A 14,279-nucleotide genomic window follows, 5' to 3' on the forward strand; every position below is an offset into this window, starting at 1 on the left:
TTTAACCGATCAATCGTTCGACGGCGCGCACCACACTGGCCCGCCGCGCGGCGATGGTGTCGGCATCCGGCGCCCGGTCGGCGGCCAGGGCGGCCGCGGGCTCGTGGATCCAGCACGAGACGATCCCGAAGACCAGGGCGTTGAGGTGGTCGGGGTCCCAGGAGGCGTCGACGCTTCCGTCCGCCTGCAGCGCGATGACTCCGCGGACCCGCTCGGCGTGGAAGTCCTCGATGAGGGCCAACGGCGGGTTGATCACGTCCCGGCCCTCCAGGTTGGCCCAGTCGATCATCCGCAGGTATTCCGGATGGGCGACCGAGTGGTCGTAGAGGGCGCCGGCGAACTCGGGCAGGGACGCCCCGGCGTCCTGCGCCACCGCACGCGCGAACTCGATCAGGTTCAGTTCCAGGACCGCGCTGAAGAGTTCCGCCTTGTGGCGGTAGTAGGCGTAGAGGCGTTCCTTGCTGGCCGAGGCGGTGCGGGCGATCCGGTCGATGCGGGCGCCGGCGAGCCCGTGGGCGGCGAATTCCGCCCTGGCGGCCTCGAGGATGCGTTGACGGGTGGGTTCCAGCTCCTTCGGCGGCAGCCCGGACGGGGAATCGAGGGTGTTCATGAGCACGTGTCCATAGGCCCAGTGTACCAAAACGAACTAGTTCGTTTGGTATAGTTCTCGGCATGTCACAATCGAGCGCGACCGGCGTTTCCCCGGTTTCCACCCCCTCCTCACCCGCCTCCTCCTCCCCCGAAGCCCAGGCTCACCACCCCCGCCGGTGGTGGCTGCTGGCCATCGTGGCCCTCGCCCAGCTGACCGTCGTGCTCGACGGCACCATCGTCAACATCGCCCTCCCCCACGCCCAGTCCGACCTCGGCATGAGCGACGGTGACCGCACCTGGGTCGTCACCCTCTACGCGCTGGTCTTCGGCGCACTGCTGCTGCTCGGCGGCCGGATCGCCGACTTCTGGGGACGCAAGCGCTCCTTCATCGTGGGCATGGCCGGCTTCGCCATCGCCTCCACGCTCGGTGGCATGGCGCAGAGCACCTGGGAGCTCCTCGCCGCCCGCGGCCTGCAGGGCCTGTTCGCCGCTCTGCTCGCCCCCGCCTCACTGGCGCTGCTGACCGTGAACTTCCCCGGCGGCAAGGACCGCATCAAGGCCTTCTCGGTCTACGGTGCCATCGCCGGCGGTGGCGCCGCGGTGGGCCTGGTGCTCGGCGGCGTGCTCACCGAGTACGCCAGCTGGCGCTGGTGCCTGCTCGTGAACGTGCCGATCGCGATCATCGCCATCATCGCCGCCATCCCGATCATCAAGGAGAGCAAGGCCCACGGCAACACCCGGTACGACGTACCCGGCGCGATTCTCGTGGCCCTCGGCCTCGGTTCGCTGGTCTTCGGCTTCGCACAGGCCGAAAACGGCTGGTCCTCCTGGCAGGTGCTCGTCTTCATCCCGCTGGGCGTCGTGCTCCTGGCCCTCTTTGTGCTCGTCGAGGGCCGCTCCAACCACCCGTTGCTGCCGATCCGGATCCTGGCCGACAAGGTTCGCGGTGGTGCATTCATCACCGGTCTGCTCACTGGAGCCGCGCTCCTGGGCGGGCTGCTCTTCCTCACCTTCCACCTGCAGATCGTGCTGGGCTTCTCACCGCTGGAGTCCGGCCTGGCCTCCCTGCCGATGACCGCGATGATCATCGTGGGCGCCGCGGTGCTGTCGAAGTTCCTGCCCCAGGTGGGCGTGCGCCTGCCGATGACCGTCGGACCTGTCGTCGTCGCCGCAGGCCTGCTCTACCTGTCGCGGATCACCGTCGGCGGCAGCTACGTCGTCGAGGTGCTGCCCGGCCTGATCCTGATGGGCCTGGGCCTGGCGATGATCTTCGTGCCGCTGCAGAACGTGGCGCTGGCCGGAATCGACGCCCACGACGCCGGAGCAGCCAGTGCCGCCGTCACCGCCGTGCAGCAGATCGGTGGATCTATCGGCTCCGCGGTGTTCACGGTGCTGTACACCTCGGCCGTCGCGGCCTCCCTGGCCGGCGGTGACGGCACCCCCGTCGCCCAGCTGCAGGCCTTCGTCGACGGTTATCAGGCAGCGTTCTTCTGGGCAGCCGTCGGGGTGTTCGTGGCCGCGCCGGTCGCGTTCTTCATGGTGCGCCCGAAGCCGGAGGACCTGCTGGGCACCGGGTCGGCCATGCACCTGGGCTGATCCGCACCAGAGAACTAACGAAGCCCCCGGATCACTCCGGGGGCTTCGTCGTCGTGGGGCGGAGATCAGCTGTCGGCGGCGATCACGATGGTGTCGCCGTGCACGTCGAGGGTGACGACGAGCAGAGCATCGGTTTCGTGCGGGCTGATCGAGTAGTCGAGCACCGCGAAGTGCTGGTCATTGCCGATGTGGTGCGGGTGGAAACCGATGCGCTGCAGCTGGATGGAGCGCAGGTAGTCGATCTGCTTGTCCCCTGAGTCCCAGATGAGGGCGTCTTCGAGAACCTCGGCGTCGAGCTCCTCGAACTGCGCGACGATGAACTGGCTGGTCACCGAGACCTCGGCGCTCAGGTCGGCCACGAGCGACTCCCGAGCCTGCGAATCGAGGTCCTCCAGGGCGTTGATCATGGCCGCGACGATGTCGAGGGCCTCGACCGACACCGAGTCTTCGTCGGGTGAGCTCACGTCGATTTCGACGTTCTGGTCGCCCAGCTCGGCGGTATCGGACCAGTACACCTCACCGCTGTCGTCGTCGCTGCCGAGGATTCCGAAGAAATCGTGTTCGATGGTCATGAGGGCGTCCTATCCGACGAGTTTTTGTGCGAAAACGTGCGGGGTGAAACCGGTGAGGTCGTTGATTCCCTCACCCTGCCCGACGAGTTTGATGGGGATTCCTGTTTTTTCCTGAACGGCCAGGACGAAACCGCCCTTGGCGGATCCGTCGAGTTTGGTGAGCACCAGGCCGGTCACCCCGGCGTGCTCGATGAAAGCCTCGGCCTGGGCGAGACCGTTCTGACCCGTCGTGGCGTCGAGCACGAGGAGCACCTCGGAAATCGGGGTCTGCTTCTCGATGACCCGGCGGATCTTGGTGAGCTCATCCATCAGCCCGCCCTTGGTCTGCAGCCGGCCGGCGGTGTCGATGATCACGATCTCGGTACCCGTGCTGACGGCACGTTCGACGGTCTGAAAGGCCACGGATGCCGGGTCCTGGCCCTGGGCCTGCGGCTTCACGATGTCCGCGCCGGCACGCTCCGCCCAGGTGGCGAGTTGCTCCACCGCGGCGGCACGGAAGGTGTCGGCGGCTCCGATCAGGACGCTGCGGTCGTGCACGCGCAGGAACTTGGCAAATTTGCCGATGGTGGTGGTCTTCCCCACCCCGTTGACACCGACCACGAGCACCACGGCAGGCCGGGCGCTGAGGTTCAGCGTGGAGTCGAGCTTCGCCAGGCGCTCCTCGATGCCCTCGCGGAGCATCCGGTGCAGGTCCTTGGGATCCGTGGTGTTGTACCTGGACACCTTGGTGCGGAGTTCGGCCACGATGGCATCGGTGATGTCGGGGCCGAAGTCGGCCTGGATCAACGAGTCCTCGAGGTCATCCCAGGTATCGGCGTCGATTGTCTTCTTCGCGAACACTCCGCGCAATGCGCCGGAGAGGGACCACGGGGTGCGTTCTGCCATGCCCCTAGCCTATGGCTCGGCTGCCGACCGCGCCGTCTACGCCGGGCACCAGTGCCCACCGCGACACCATATTCGCTCCGGGCGTCGGACGCTCCTTTCGTGACGCCCCGCTACGGAGCGTGACCGGCTGTGACGCCGAGCCATGACTTTGCGGCGCAGGCTCGATAGATTTCCCAGCACGCCGCGCAGCCTGCCCGAGCAGCGTTCGCGTTCAAGGAGGAGGACCTCACAGTGCCAGAGAGCCAGACAACACAGACCCCGTCCGTGACGATGCGCGCCGGTCGTCCTCCGCGTCCGGCGTCCCGGCCGAACGGACAGTGGAAGGTCGACGGCACCGAACCGCTCAACGGCAATGAAGCCTGGAAGCAGGTGGACAACGGGCTGAACGTGCGCGAGCGGATCGAGAAGATCTATTCCCGCGACGGGTTCGACTCCATCGAGGGCACCGACCTGCACGGCCGGTTCCGCTGGTGGGGCCTCTACACGCAACGCAAGCCCGGCATCGACGGCGGCAAAACCGCGACCCTCGAACCCCACGAACTCGAAGACTCCTACTTCATGTTGCGGGTGCGCATCGACGGCGGCCAGCTCACCACCGGCCAGCTGCGGGTCATCGGTGAGATCTCCGAGGAATTCGGCCGGGACACCGCCGACCTCACCGACCGGCAGAACATCCAGCTGCACTGGATCCGCGTGGAGGACGTTCCCGAGATCTGGCGCCGCCTCGAGGCCGTCGGCCTGCAGACCACCGAAGCTTGCGGCGATGTGCCGCGCGTCGTGCTCGGCTCCCCCGTCGCCGGCATCGCCGTCGACGAACTGCTCGACCCGACGGACGCCATCGCCGACATCACGGCCCGGTACATCGGGGTTCCCGAACTCGCGAACCTGCCCCGCAAGTTCAAGACCGCCCTGACCGGGCACCCGAGCCAGGATGTTGTGCACGAGATCAATGACGTCGGCTTCGTCGCCCTGCGGCATCCGGAGCTGGGCCTCGGTTACGACCTCTGGGTCGGCGGCGGCCTCTCGGCCAACCCCCGACTCGGCGAGCGCCTGGGCGCCTTCGTGTCTCCCGAGAAGGTCGCCGACGTCTGGCTCGGTGTCGCCTCCATCTTCCGCGACTACGGCTACCGGCGGCTGCGCAACAAGGCCAGGCTGAAGTTCCTGCTCGCGGACTGGGGGCCGGCCAAGTTCCGCCAGGTCCTCGAGGACGAGTACCTGTTCGAGGCGTTGCCCGACGGCCCACCCGCCCCGACGCCGACCCAGCAGGGCGACCACATCGGCGTGCACAAGCAGGTCGACGGCCGGTTCTACATCGGTGTCACCCCGTTCGTCGGCCGGGTCTCCGGCACGATGCTCACGAAACTCGCCGACCTGCTCGAGCAGCACGGCTCCGGGCGGCTGCGCACGACGCCGCACCAGAAGCTCGTGCTGTTGGACATCAGCGAGGAGGATGTCGAGCCGCTCATCACCGCGCTCGATGCGCTCGGCCTGGCCGCCCGCCCCAGCCTGTTCCGCCGCACGACCATCGCCTGCACCGGGATCGAGTTCTGCAAGCTCGCCATCGTCGAGACCAAACAGGCCGCGACCGACGCCGTGCTCGAACTCGAGAAGCGCCTGGCCGGCATCGATGTGCCGCAGCCGATCAGCCTGCACGTGAACGGCTGCCCCAACTCCTGCGCCCGCATCCAGACCGCCGACATCGGCCTCAAGGGCCAGCTCCTGGCCGACGGCAACGGCGGCCAGGTCCCGGGATTCCAGGTGCACCTCGGCGGGGGCTTGGCGTCCGTCGGCCGGGATGAGGCCGGCCTGGGTCGCACCGTGCGTGGCCTCAAGGTGACCGCCGACGACCTCGCGGACTATGTGGAGCGCATCGTGCTCCGCTTCCTCGCCGACAGGAGCGACACGGAGACCTTCGCCGTCTGGGCCCACCGCGCCGACGAGGAGGCACTGCAATGAGCACCATCGACACTCCCACGAGCACCCGCCGCTCCCCCGACGAGCTGCGCGCCCTGGCCGAGTCCGGCGCTGCCCTGCTGGGCGAAGCATCCGCCGACGAGGTCATCGCCTGGGTCGCCCGCAATTTCAGCACGGATGCTGCCGCGGTCGCCTGCTCGATGGCCGACGCGGTACTCCCCCACGCCGTGTCCCGGCAACTGCCCGGCGTGGACGTGCTCTTCCTCGACACCGGCTACCACTTCGCCGAGACCCATTCCACCCGTGACGACGTGGCCAGGCTGCTGCCGGTGCGCATCGTCGACGTGCTGCCCGAGCGCACGGTGGCCGAGCAGGACGCCGCCCACGGCGCCGAGCTGTTCGCCAGGGACCCGAACCTCTGCTGCGCGCTGCGCAAGGTCGAGCCCCTGCACCGGGTGCTCGATGGTTACGAGGTCTGGTTCACCGGCGTGCGCCGCGACGAGGCGCCCACCCGGGCGAACACGCCCCTGATCGTGTGGGACGAACGCAACGGCCTCGTCAAGGTCAACCCGCTCGCCGCCTGGAGCTTCGAGGACATCCTCGACTACGCCGGCACGCACAATGTGCCGGTCAATCCGCTGATGGCCCAGGGCTACCCCTCCATCGGCTGCGCGCCGTGCACCAAACCCGTCGCCGAGGGCGACGACCCCCGATCCGGACGCTGGGCCAGCCTGGCGAAGACAGAATGCGGACTCCACCTGTGAACGCTCTCCCCGCCCCCACCATCGCCCGATCCGACAGCGCCGGGTCCGGCAGTGCCTCGTTGAGCCAGCTCGACGTGCTCGAGAGCGAGGCGATCCACATCATCCGTGAGGTGGTCGCCGAGTTCGAACGCCCGGTGCTGCTGTTCTCCGGCGGCAAGGACTCCGTGGTGGTGCTGCACCTGGCCGCGAAGGCGTTCTGGCCGGGCAAGGTTCCGTTCCCGCTGCTGCACGTGGACACCGGGCACAACTTTCCCGAGGTCCTCGAATTCCGCGACGAGACCGTGGCCAGACTGGGCCTCCGCCTCGAGGTCGCCAGCGTGCAGGACTACATCGACGACGGCCGCCTGACCGAACGCGCCGACGGCACCCGCAACCCCCTGCAGACCCTGCCCCTGCTCGACGCGATCACCGCGGGCCGACACGACGCCGTCTTCGGCGGTGCCCGCCGCGACGAGGACAAGGCCCGCGCGAAGGAGCGCATCCTGTCCCTGCGCGACGAGTTCGGCCAGTGGGACCCGCGCAACCAGCGCCCGGAACTCTGGAACCTGTACAACGGCCGCCACACCGTGGGCCAGCACGTGCGCGCGTTCCCGATCAGCAACTGGACCGAGCTCAACGTCTGGCGCTACATCGAACGCGAGGGCATCGCCCTTCCCCCGCTGTACTACGCACACGAGCGCGAGGTCTACCGCCGCGACGGCATGTGGCGCGCCGTAGGACCGGTCAGCGCCCCGCTGGCCAGCGAGACCGTCGTCTCCCGCACGGTCCGGTACCGCACCGTTGGCGACATGAGCTGCACCGGCGCCGTCGACTCCGACGCCGCATCCGTGCAGGACGTCGTACGCGAAATCGCCGTGAGCACCATCACCGAACGAGGCGCGACCCGCGCCGACGATCGCATCTCCGAAGCAGCCATGGAAGATCGCAAGAAGGACGGGTATTTCTAATGACTCAGGCACAGCTCGTACAGGCACAGCCCTCACAGGCACAGCCGGCTGACCTCCTGCTGGAGCGCCCGGTCAGCGGGCACGCCGACCGCTCAGAGGGCACCCTCTTCAGGTTCGCGACCGCCGGGTCCGTCGACGACGGCAAGTCCACCCTGGTCGGCCGGCTGCTGCACGATTCGAAGGCGATCCTCGCCGACCAGCTCGACACCGTCACCCGCACCTCCACCGAGCGCGGCTTCGGCGGGGCGGCCGGCGGCATCGACTTCGCGCTGCTCACCGACGGCCTGCGAGCCGAACGCGAGCAGGGCATCACCATCGACGTCGCCTACCGCTACTTCGCCACCGACAAGCGCTCATTCATCCTGGCCGACTGCCCCGGACACGTTCAGTACACCCGCAACATGGTCACCGGCGCCACCACCGCGGATGCCGTCATCATGCTCATCGACGCGCGCAAGGGCGTGCTCGAACAGACCCGCAGGCACCTGTCCGTCGTGAAACTGCTGCGGGTTCCCCACATCGTCATCGCGGTGAACAAAATCGACCTGCAGGACTACAACGAGGCCGCGTTCGGCGCCGTCGCCGCCGACGTGCGCCGGGTCACCGATGAGCTGGGCCTGAACGCGGTGCACATCATCCCCGTCTCGGCCCTCGTCGGCGACAACGTCGTCGAGAGGTCCCCGAACACTCCCTGGTACGACGGGCCGAGCCTGCTCGAGCTCCTGGAGACCCTGCCCGCCGCGGACGCGGTCGCCACGAACGTGGAGTCGTTCAGACTGCCGGTGCAACTCGTACTGCGACCCCAGGGCGCCGTCGCCGTCGCGCCGGAGGACGCCGCGGCGTACCGCGACTACCGGGCATACGCCGGCCAGGTCGCCTCGGGCACCGTGCGGGTGGGCGACACCGTCACGGTGACCCCCGGCGGCGCCAGCACCGTCGTGACCGGCATCGACTTCGCCGGCGCCTCCCTCGACCAAGCCGTCGCACCTCAATCGGTCGCCCTGCGGCTGCGCGACGACCTCGACATCGCCCGCGGCGCCGTGATCGGTGCGGCCGGCACCATGCCGGAACCCGTGAAGGAGCTGGACGCCGCCCTGTTCTGGCTGGACCCCCGGGCCCTGCAGCCCGGCGCCCGGGTGCTGGTCAAGTTCGGCACCCACACCGTTCAGGCCATCATCGGAACCATCACCGGTCGCCTCAACCTCAATACCCTGGAGCTCGAAATGGCTGATGATCTGCAGATCAACGACATCGGACAGGTCACCGTCCGACTGGCAGCCGCACTGCCCGTCGAAACCTACGCCGCGAACCGTCGGGCCGGCGCGTTCTTGGTGATCCAGCCGCAGGATGGCGCGACCCTCGCCGCCGGCATCGTCACCGGGGCGGGTGGGATCTCATGAGCGGCCGTACCGGCCGTCGTACCCTCAGCCTGCTCGCGCTCATCATGATTCCCGGCCTGCTGACCGGCTGCGCCGCAGCCGGCACCGCCGCGGCACCGGGCGAACCGGCGACCGAACTGCGATTGGGGTATTTCGACAACGTCACGCACGCACCCGCCCTGGTCGGCCTCGACCAGGGTCTGTTCGAGGACGCCCTCGGCGACACCGCCCTGACCACCCAGGTCTTCAATGCGGGTCCCGCCGCCATCGAAGCCCTCAGCGCCGGAGCCATCGACGCCGCCTACCTGGGCCCGAACCCCGCGATCAACAGCTTCGTCAAGAGCGCCGGCCAATCGGTCCGGATCGTGGCCGGCGCCACCAGCGGCGGGGCCGCGCTCGTCGTGCGCCCCGGCATCACCGACGCAAGCGACCTGGCCGGAACCACGATCGCCACACCGCAGCTGGGCAACACGCAGGATGTCGCGCTGCGCTCCTGGCTCGGCGAGCAGGGCTACGCGACAAGCACCTCCGGCGGCGGCGACGTGAACATCGCCCCGACCGAGAACGCCCAGGCACTGGCCCTGTTCCAGAGCGGCAAGATCGATGGCGCCTGGCTCCCCGAACCCTGGGTCTCCCGGTTCGTACTCGAGGCCGACGCTACGGTCCTCGTCGACGAGGCATCACTCTGGACGGACGGTGCGTTCCCGACGACGGTGTTGCTGGTGAGCGCCGACTACCTGGCCGCTCACCCGGAGGCCGTTGAGGCACTCGTCGCCGGTCACACGGCATCGGTGGACTGGCTGACCGAAAACCCGGATCAGGCTGCCGCCGCGATCAACCGCGTCCTCACAGCAGACACCGGCAAGCCGCTGCCCGACGCGGTGCTCGCCCGCGCCCTCACCGCCGTGACGTTCACGACCGACCCGCTCGCGGAGACCTTCCCGGTGCTGCTGAAGGCCGGCGTTGACGCCGGAACCGCCAAGACCGGGAACCTGGACGGGCTCTTCGACCTGGCCCCGCTGAACAGGGTCCTCACGGAGGCCGGCGCACCATCGGTCTCCGATGCCGGACTGGGAACGGAGTAACCGTGCAGACCTCCACCGAGGCACCCCCCGCCCCCGAAACGCTGCCTCCCGGTGTGAAACCGGCAATCCGTATCGACTCTCTCGGCAAACGGTTCGGACCGACCGGCCCGGTCGTCCTGGACAACATCAACCTCACCGTGGCACCCGGAGAATTCCTCTGCCTACTCGGCGCCTCCGGCTGCGGCAAGTCCACCCTGCTCAACATCATCGCCGGGCTCGAACACCCCAGCGAGGGCACCGTCACCGTCACCAGCGGCAGCGCGGCCGTGATGTTCCAGGAGTCCGCACTCTTCCCGTGGCTGACCGCCGGACGCAACGTCGAACTCGCCCTCAAGCTCCGGGGAGTGCCGCGTTCCGGTCGTCGGGCCCAGGCCCTGGAGCTGCTCGACCTCGTCAATCTCGCCGATGCCGCGCACAAACGCCCGCACGAGCTCTCCGGCGGAATGCGCCAGCGAGTCGCACTGGCCAGGGCCCTCGCCCAGGACCGCAAGGTACTGCTGATGGACGAACCGTTCGCGGCCCTCGACGCCATCACCAGGGACCTGCTGCACGAGGAGCTGGAACGGGTCTGGCGGGAGACCGGCCGCACCATCATCTTCGTCACGCACAACGTGCGTGAGGCCGCCCGGCTCGGCCAGCGCGTGGTGCTCATGTCCTCCCGCCCCGGTCGCATCAGCAACGAATGGCGCATCGACGACACCGGGCCCCGGCGGATCGAATCCCCCGAGGTATCCCGCCTGGCCATCGAGATCACCGACCAGCTGCGAGAGGAGATCCGCCGCAATGCTGCCTGATACCGCACAACCCGCTTCCTCCGCCGTGCCCCGCAGCGGCGGCGCCCACGACGAGCTCCGCCGCCTCGAATCGGGTCTGGACGCCCTCCAGACCGTGCCCTTGACCGAGAAGGGGCCCTGGCGCCGGATTCTCGACGGCGTGCTGCCACCGGTCCTTCTGGTGGTGGCGCTGGTGGTGGCCTGGCAGTTCTACACCGTGATCGCCCAGCCCCGGCCCGACCTGGCGCCCGGCCCGTTGAACGTGGCCGGATCGCTCGCCGAGCTGTGGAACGCCGGCCGGCTGCAAGAGGCTGTGCTCACCAGCCTGGCGCGCGGCGGCGCCGGCTTCCTCATCGCCGTCGCGATCGGCACCCCGCTCGGGCTGCTGCTGGCCGAGTGGCGGCTGCTCCGCCGCGCCCTCGGGCCACTCCTGTCCGGCCTGCAGGTGCTCCCGTCTGTGGCCTGGGTGCCCGCCGCGATCATCTGGTTCGGCCTGACCGACGCCACGGTCTACTTCGTGGTGCTGATGGGCGCCGTCCCGTCGATCGCGAACGGGCTCGTCTCCGGCATCGACCAGGTTCCGCCGCAGTTACGCAGGGTCGGCACAGTGCTCGGCGCCTCCCGCATCGAACTCGCCACTCTGGTCGTGCTCCCAGCCGCGCTGCCCGGCTACCTGTCCGGCCTCAAGCAGGGCTGGGCCTTCTCCTGGCGATCCCTGATGGCGGCCGAGATCATCGCGATGGGCGGGTCGATCGGTTTCGGCCTCGGCTCGATGCTGCAGCAGAGCCGGGAACTCGCCGACCTTTCCGCGGTGCTCGCGACCATCCTGGTCATCCTCGCGGTCGGCATCCTGGTGGAACTGACCGCCTTCGCCCCGCTCGAACGCCGGCTCCTGCGACGCCGCGGGCTCACGCCCGGCGCGCGCCGGTAGGCACCACAGCGCCCCGGGGATTTACCCGTCAACACCGGTTCTTCACGCACCTTCGATTCCGCCCTTTTGAAAGGCCCACTCATGACCCGGACGTCCTCAGCGCCCCCGCTACAGCGCGAGCCCCAGCCACTGCGCGTCGCCATTATCGGCGCCGGCCCCGCCGGCATCTACGCCGGCAACATCCTCAGCACGGCCGTGCGGGCGACCGGCGGCAAGGTCGGCATCGACCTCTTCGACTCCCTGCCGGCCCCCTACGGCCTGATCCGCTACGGCGTGGCCCCCGACCACCCCCGCATCAAGGGCATCGTCAACTCCCTGCACGAGATGCTCGACGCCGGCAACATCCGGTTCCTGGGCAACGTGGGCTACGGCACCGACCTCAGCCTGGCCGACCTGCGCCGGCACTACCACGCGGTCATCTTCGCCACCGGAGCGATCCGCGATGCTGAGCTGCCGATTCCCGGCATCAGCCTGCCCGGCTCCTACGGAGCGGCCGACTTCGTCTCCTGGTTCGACGGGCATCCGGATGTGCCGCGCGACTGGCCCCTCGACGCCACCGACATCGCGGTGATCGGCAACGGCAACGTGGCCCTGGACGTGGCGCGGATGCTGGCCAAGCACCCCGCCGACCTGCTCAGCACCGACATCCCGGCCAACGTGCACGCCGGCCTGGCCGGCTCGCCGGTCACCGACGTACACGTCTTCGGCCGGCGCGGTCCCGGCCAGGTGAAATTCACCCCGATCGAGCTGCGCGAACTCGGCGACATCCCCGACGTGGACGTGATCGTCTACGACGAGGACTTCCCCAGGGACGCCGACTCCGAGGCCCGCCTGGCCGCGTCCACCAACCAGGTCAAGGTCATGAGCCGCACCCTCAACGGCTGGCTCACCCGCGAGCCCACCGGCGCGTCCCGGCGGCTGCACCTGCACTTCCAGCACAGCCCTGTGGAGGTCTACGGCACCGACAGGGTCGAGGGGATGCGCTTCGAACGCACCGCACCGACCGGCGACGGGGGCGTGCGCGGCACCGGGGAGATCATCGACTACCCGCTGCAGGCCGTCTACCGCGCGGTCGGTTACCGCGGCAGCGCGCTGCCCGATGTGCCCTTCGACGATGCGCGCGGCGTCATCAACAGCGACGAGGGCCGCGTCATCGACGAGCACGGCACGCCTCTGCCCGGGCTCTACGCCACGGGCTGGATCAAGCGCGGCCCGGTCGGGCTGATCGGCCACACCAAGGGCGACGCCCTGGAGACGATCACCCACCTGGTCGAGGACCTCGCCCTGCTGCCGGAACCGGCCGACCCTGCCGAGGACGCCGTCCTGCGCCTGCTCGGCGAGCGCGGCATCCGCTACACCACCTGGCCCGGCTGGCTGGCCCTGGACGCCCACGAACGGGCGCTGGGCGACGCCGACACGTCGGAGGTGACCCGGGGACGGGTCAAGGTCGTGCCCCGCGACGAGCAGGTTACGATCGCAGCCGAGCAGACACTGGTGCCCTCGTGACCTATGTCATCGCGCTGCCCTGCGTGGACGTGAAGGATCGCGCCTGCGTCGACGAGTGCCCCGTGGACTGCATCTACGAGGGCGAACGTTCCCTGTACATCCACCCGGACGAGTGCGTCGACTGCGGCGCCTGCGAACCCGTCTGCCCGGTGGAGGCCATCTACTACGAAGACGACCTGCCCGAGGCCTGGGCCGACTACTACCGGGCCAATGTGGACTTCTTCGTCGAGCTCGGCTCCCCCGGCGGCGCCGCGAAAACCGGTGTGCTCACCTTCGACCACCCGGTCATCTCCGCGCTGCCACGCCAGGGCGCATCCGGTGCCTGACGACCGGCAGCACTATGACTGCGTCGTGATCGGCGCGGGCCCGGCCGGACTGTCGGCGGCGCTGAACCTGAGCCGGGCCCGCCTCACCGTGCTCGTCATCGACAGCGACCGGCCCCGGAACGCGGCGACCATGATCTCGCACGGGTTCCTCACCAGGGACGGAGTCCCCCCGCACGAGCTGCGCCGCCTCGCCAGGGAAGAGGTCGAGGGCTACCCGGGTACCCGGATCCTGCGGCGCACCTCGGTGCGCTCGGTCCAGCGGGCCCGCGAGCTGAACGAGGAGGACGGTTCGCACCCGTTCACCGTCACGCTCGGGAGCCCGACCGCTGCCGGCCGAACCGTGCACAGCCGTGCGGTGCTCGTGGCCACCGGGCTGCGCGAGACCCTCCCCGATGTTCCCAACATCCGCGGGTTCTACGGCATGAGCCTGTTCAGCTGCGCCGCCTGCGACGGCTACGAGCTGAATGATCAACCCCTGGCCCTGATCGGCGAGACCGACGATCTGGCCGCCCGGGCGCTCCTGGTGTCCCAGTGGACCCACACGCTGACGGTGTTCACCAACGGCGCGGGCTTCACCGACGACTCCGGCGCCGTCTCCGCCGCCCAGGAGCGCACCCTGCGCGAGCGCGGCATCACCGTCGAACGGCGCCGGATCACCGAACTCGAGGGCGACCGCGGGTTGCTCGCCGCGGTGCGGGTGGATGGCGGCGACCGGATCCCGGTCACCGGCGGGTTCGTGCGGCCGCTCTGGCACCCCGCCGTGGAGTTCCTGGCCGGGCTGGATGTGGCCGGCGACGCGCACGCCCAGCTGCTCACCGACCGCAACGGGCGCACCAGCGTGCCGGGGCTCTACGCAGCCGGGGACGTCGCGGCGCCCGGACCGCAGCAGCTGATCGTGGCGGCCGGCGCCGGCGCCCGCACGGCCGCGATCATCAGCCAGGACCTGCTGGGGGTCAGCACCGCGCACTGACCCGCCCACCGGCCCCGACACCGCACCGGGGTGGCGGGTC

The 14,279-nt window shown here is 69.4% G+C and carries 14 protein-coding genes; 11 read left to right on the top strand and 3 right to left on the bottom strand.

Annotated features, from left to right (window positions below):
- Position 1: 1 nt before the first annotated feature.
- Entirely contained in the window at positions 2-610 is a 609-nt protein-coding gene (locus CXY76_RS17400; RefSeq protein ID WP_104167386.1) for a TetR family transcriptional regulator, read from the bottom strand.
- Positions 611-672: 62 nt separating this feature from the next.
- On the opposite strand from CXY76_RS17400, the gene CXY76_RS17405 reads away from it, so the two are divergent.
- Entirely contained in the window at positions 673-2,187 is a 1,515-nt protein-coding gene (locus tag CXY76_RS17405) for an MFS transporter (RefSeq protein WP_104166723.1), read from the top strand.
- 65 nt (positions 2,188-2,252) lie between these two features.
- On the opposite strand, the gene CXY76_RS17410 is transcribed toward CXY76_RS17405, so the two are convergent.
- Positions 2,253-2,759 carry a DUF2004 domain-containing protein gene (locus tag CXY76_RS17410; protein WP_104166725.1) on the bottom strand — a complete coding sequence of 169 codons (507 nt, stop codon included), beginning with the start codon at positions 2,757-2,759 and terminating at the stop codon, positions 2,253-2,255.
- A gap of 9 nt (positions 2,760-2,768) precedes the next feature.
- Positions 2,769-3,644 (bottom strand): signal recognition particle-docking protein FtsY, encoded by an 876-nt coding sequence (gene ftsY, locus CXY76_RS17415; protein ID WP_104166727.1) that lies wholly within the window; start codon positions 3,642-3,644, stop codon positions 2,769-2,771.
- A 270-nt stretch (positions 3,645-3,914) separates the two neighbouring features.
- On the opposite strand from ftsY, the gene CXY76_RS17420 reads away from it, so the two are divergent.
- The 10 genes from CXY76_RS17420 (at position 3,915) to CXY76_RS17465 (ending at position 14,239) form a co-directional block, all read left to right on the top strand.
- The gene (locus CXY76_RS17420) at positions 3,915-5,600 is read left to right on the top strand and encodes a nitrite/sulfite reductase (RefSeq protein ID WP_104166729.1); all 1,686 of its coding nucleotides are present in this window, start codon (positions 3,915-3,917) and stop codon (positions 5,598-5,600) included.
- A complete protein-coding gene (locus CXY76_RS17425; protein ID WP_104166731.1) occupies positions 5,597-6,322 on the top strand; it encodes a phosphoadenylyl-sulfate reductase in 726 nt (241 codons plus the stop codon). The genes CXY76_RS17420 and CXY76_RS17425 overlap by 4 nt, the downstream gene beginning before the upstream one ends.
- A complete protein-coding gene (cysD, locus tag CXY76_RS17430; RefSeq protein WP_104166733.1) occupies positions 6,304-7,269 on the top strand; it encodes a sulfate adenylyltransferase subunit CysD in 966 nt (321 codons plus the stop codon). The genes CXY76_RS17425 and cysD overlap by 19 nt, the downstream gene beginning before the upstream one ends.
- On the top strand, positions 7,269-8,669 hold the full coding sequence (locus CXY76_RS17435) for a sulfate adenylyltransferase subunit 1 (protein ID WP_104166735.1): 1,401 nt from the start codon (positions 7,269-7,271) through the stop codon (positions 8,667-8,669). The genes cysD and CXY76_RS17435 overlap by 1 nt, the downstream gene beginning before the upstream one ends.
- Positions 8,666-9,733, top strand: a complete 1,068-nt coding sequence (locus CXY76_RS17440) for an ABC transporter substrate-binding protein (protein ID WP_104166737.1) — start codon at positions 8,666-8,668, stop codon at positions 9,731-9,733. The genes CXY76_RS17435 and CXY76_RS17440 overlap by 4 nt, the downstream gene beginning before the upstream one ends.
- Before the next feature lie 65 nt (positions 9,734-9,798).
- Complete coding sequence (locus CXY76_RS17445) at positions 9,799-10,527, top strand: ABC transporter ATP-binding protein (protein ID WP_369826188.1); 729 nt, start codon at positions 9,799-9,801, stop codon at positions 10,525-10,527.
- Complete coding sequence (locus CXY76_RS17450; protein WP_104166741.1) at positions 10,517-11,437, top strand: ABC transporter permease; 921 nt, start codon at positions 10,517-10,519, stop codon at positions 11,435-11,437. Before CXY76_RS17445 ends, CXY76_RS17450 begins: the two co-directional genes overlap by 11 nt.
- Before the next feature lie 81 nt (positions 11,438-11,518).
- Positions 11,519-12,943, top strand: a complete 1,425-nt coding sequence (locus CXY76_RS17455) for an FAD-dependent oxidoreductase (protein ID WP_104166743.1) — start codon at positions 11,519-11,521, stop codon at positions 12,941-12,943.
- Positions 12,940-13,269: a ferredoxin gene (fdxA, locus tag CXY76_RS17460; RefSeq protein WP_104166745.1), complete on the top strand. Its 330-nt coding sequence runs from the start codon at positions 12,940-12,942 to the stop codon at positions 13,267-13,269. Before CXY76_RS17455 ends, fdxA begins: the two co-directional genes overlap by 4 nt.
- Positions 13,262-14,239 (top strand): NAD(P)/FAD-dependent oxidoreductase, encoded by a 978-nt coding sequence (locus CXY76_RS17465; protein ID WP_233199980.1) that lies wholly within the window; start codon positions 13,262-13,264, stop codon positions 14,237-14,239. The genes fdxA and CXY76_RS17465 overlap by 8 nt, the downstream gene beginning before the upstream one ends.
- The last annotated feature ends 40 nt before the right edge of the window (positions 14,240-14,279 follow it).

The sequence above is a fragment of the Cryobacterium sp. N22 genome, assembly GCF_002929555.1.
GTDB lineage: Bacteria > Actinomycetota > Actinomycetes > Actinomycetales > Microbacteriaceae > Cryobacterium.

Bases quoted from the DNA above. Each gene is read 5' to 3' on its own strand.
- CXY76_RS17400 (WP_104167386.1), bottom strand. From the start codon at position 610: ATGAACACCCTCGATTCCCCGTCCGGGCTGCCGCCGAAGGAGCTGGAA.
- CXY76_RS17405 (WP_104166723.1), top strand. From the start codon at position 673: ATGTCACAATCGAGCGCGACCGGCGTTTCCCCGGTTTCCACCCCCTCC.
- CXY76_RS17410 (WP_104166725.1), bottom strand. From the start codon at position 2,759: ATGACCATCGAACACGATTTCTTCGGAATCCTCGGCAGCGACGACGAC.
- ftsY (WP_104166727.1), bottom strand. From the start codon at position 3,644: ATGGCAGAACGCACCCCGTGGTCCCTCTCCGGCGCATTGCGCGGAGTG.
- CXY76_RS17420 (WP_104166729.1), top strand. From the start codon at position 3,915: ATGCGCGCCGGTCGTCCTCCGCGTCCGGCGTCCCGGCCGAACGGACAG.
- CXY76_RS17425 (WP_104166731.1), top strand. From the start codon at position 5,597: ATGAGCACCATCGACACTCCCACGAGCACCCGCCGCTCCCCCGACGAG.
- cysD (WP_104166733.1), top strand. From the start codon at position 6,304: ATGCGGACTCCACCTGTGAACGCTCTCCCCGCCCCCACCATCGCCCGA.
- CXY76_RS17435 (WP_104166735.1), top strand. From the start codon at position 7,269: ATGACTCAGGCACAGCTCGTACAGGCACAGCCCTCACAGGCACAGCCG.
- CXY76_RS17440 (WP_104166737.1), top strand. From the start codon at position 8,666: ATGAGCGGCCGTACCGGCCGTCGTACCCTCAGCCTGCTCGCGCTCATC.
- CXY76_RS17450 (WP_104166741.1), top strand. From the start codon at position 10,517: ATGCTGCCTGATACCGCACAACCCGCTTCCTCCGCCGTGCCCCGCAGC.
- CXY76_RS17455 (WP_104166743.1), top strand. From the start codon at position 11,519: ATGACCCGGACGTCCTCAGCGCCCCCGCTACAGCGCGAGCCCCAGCCA.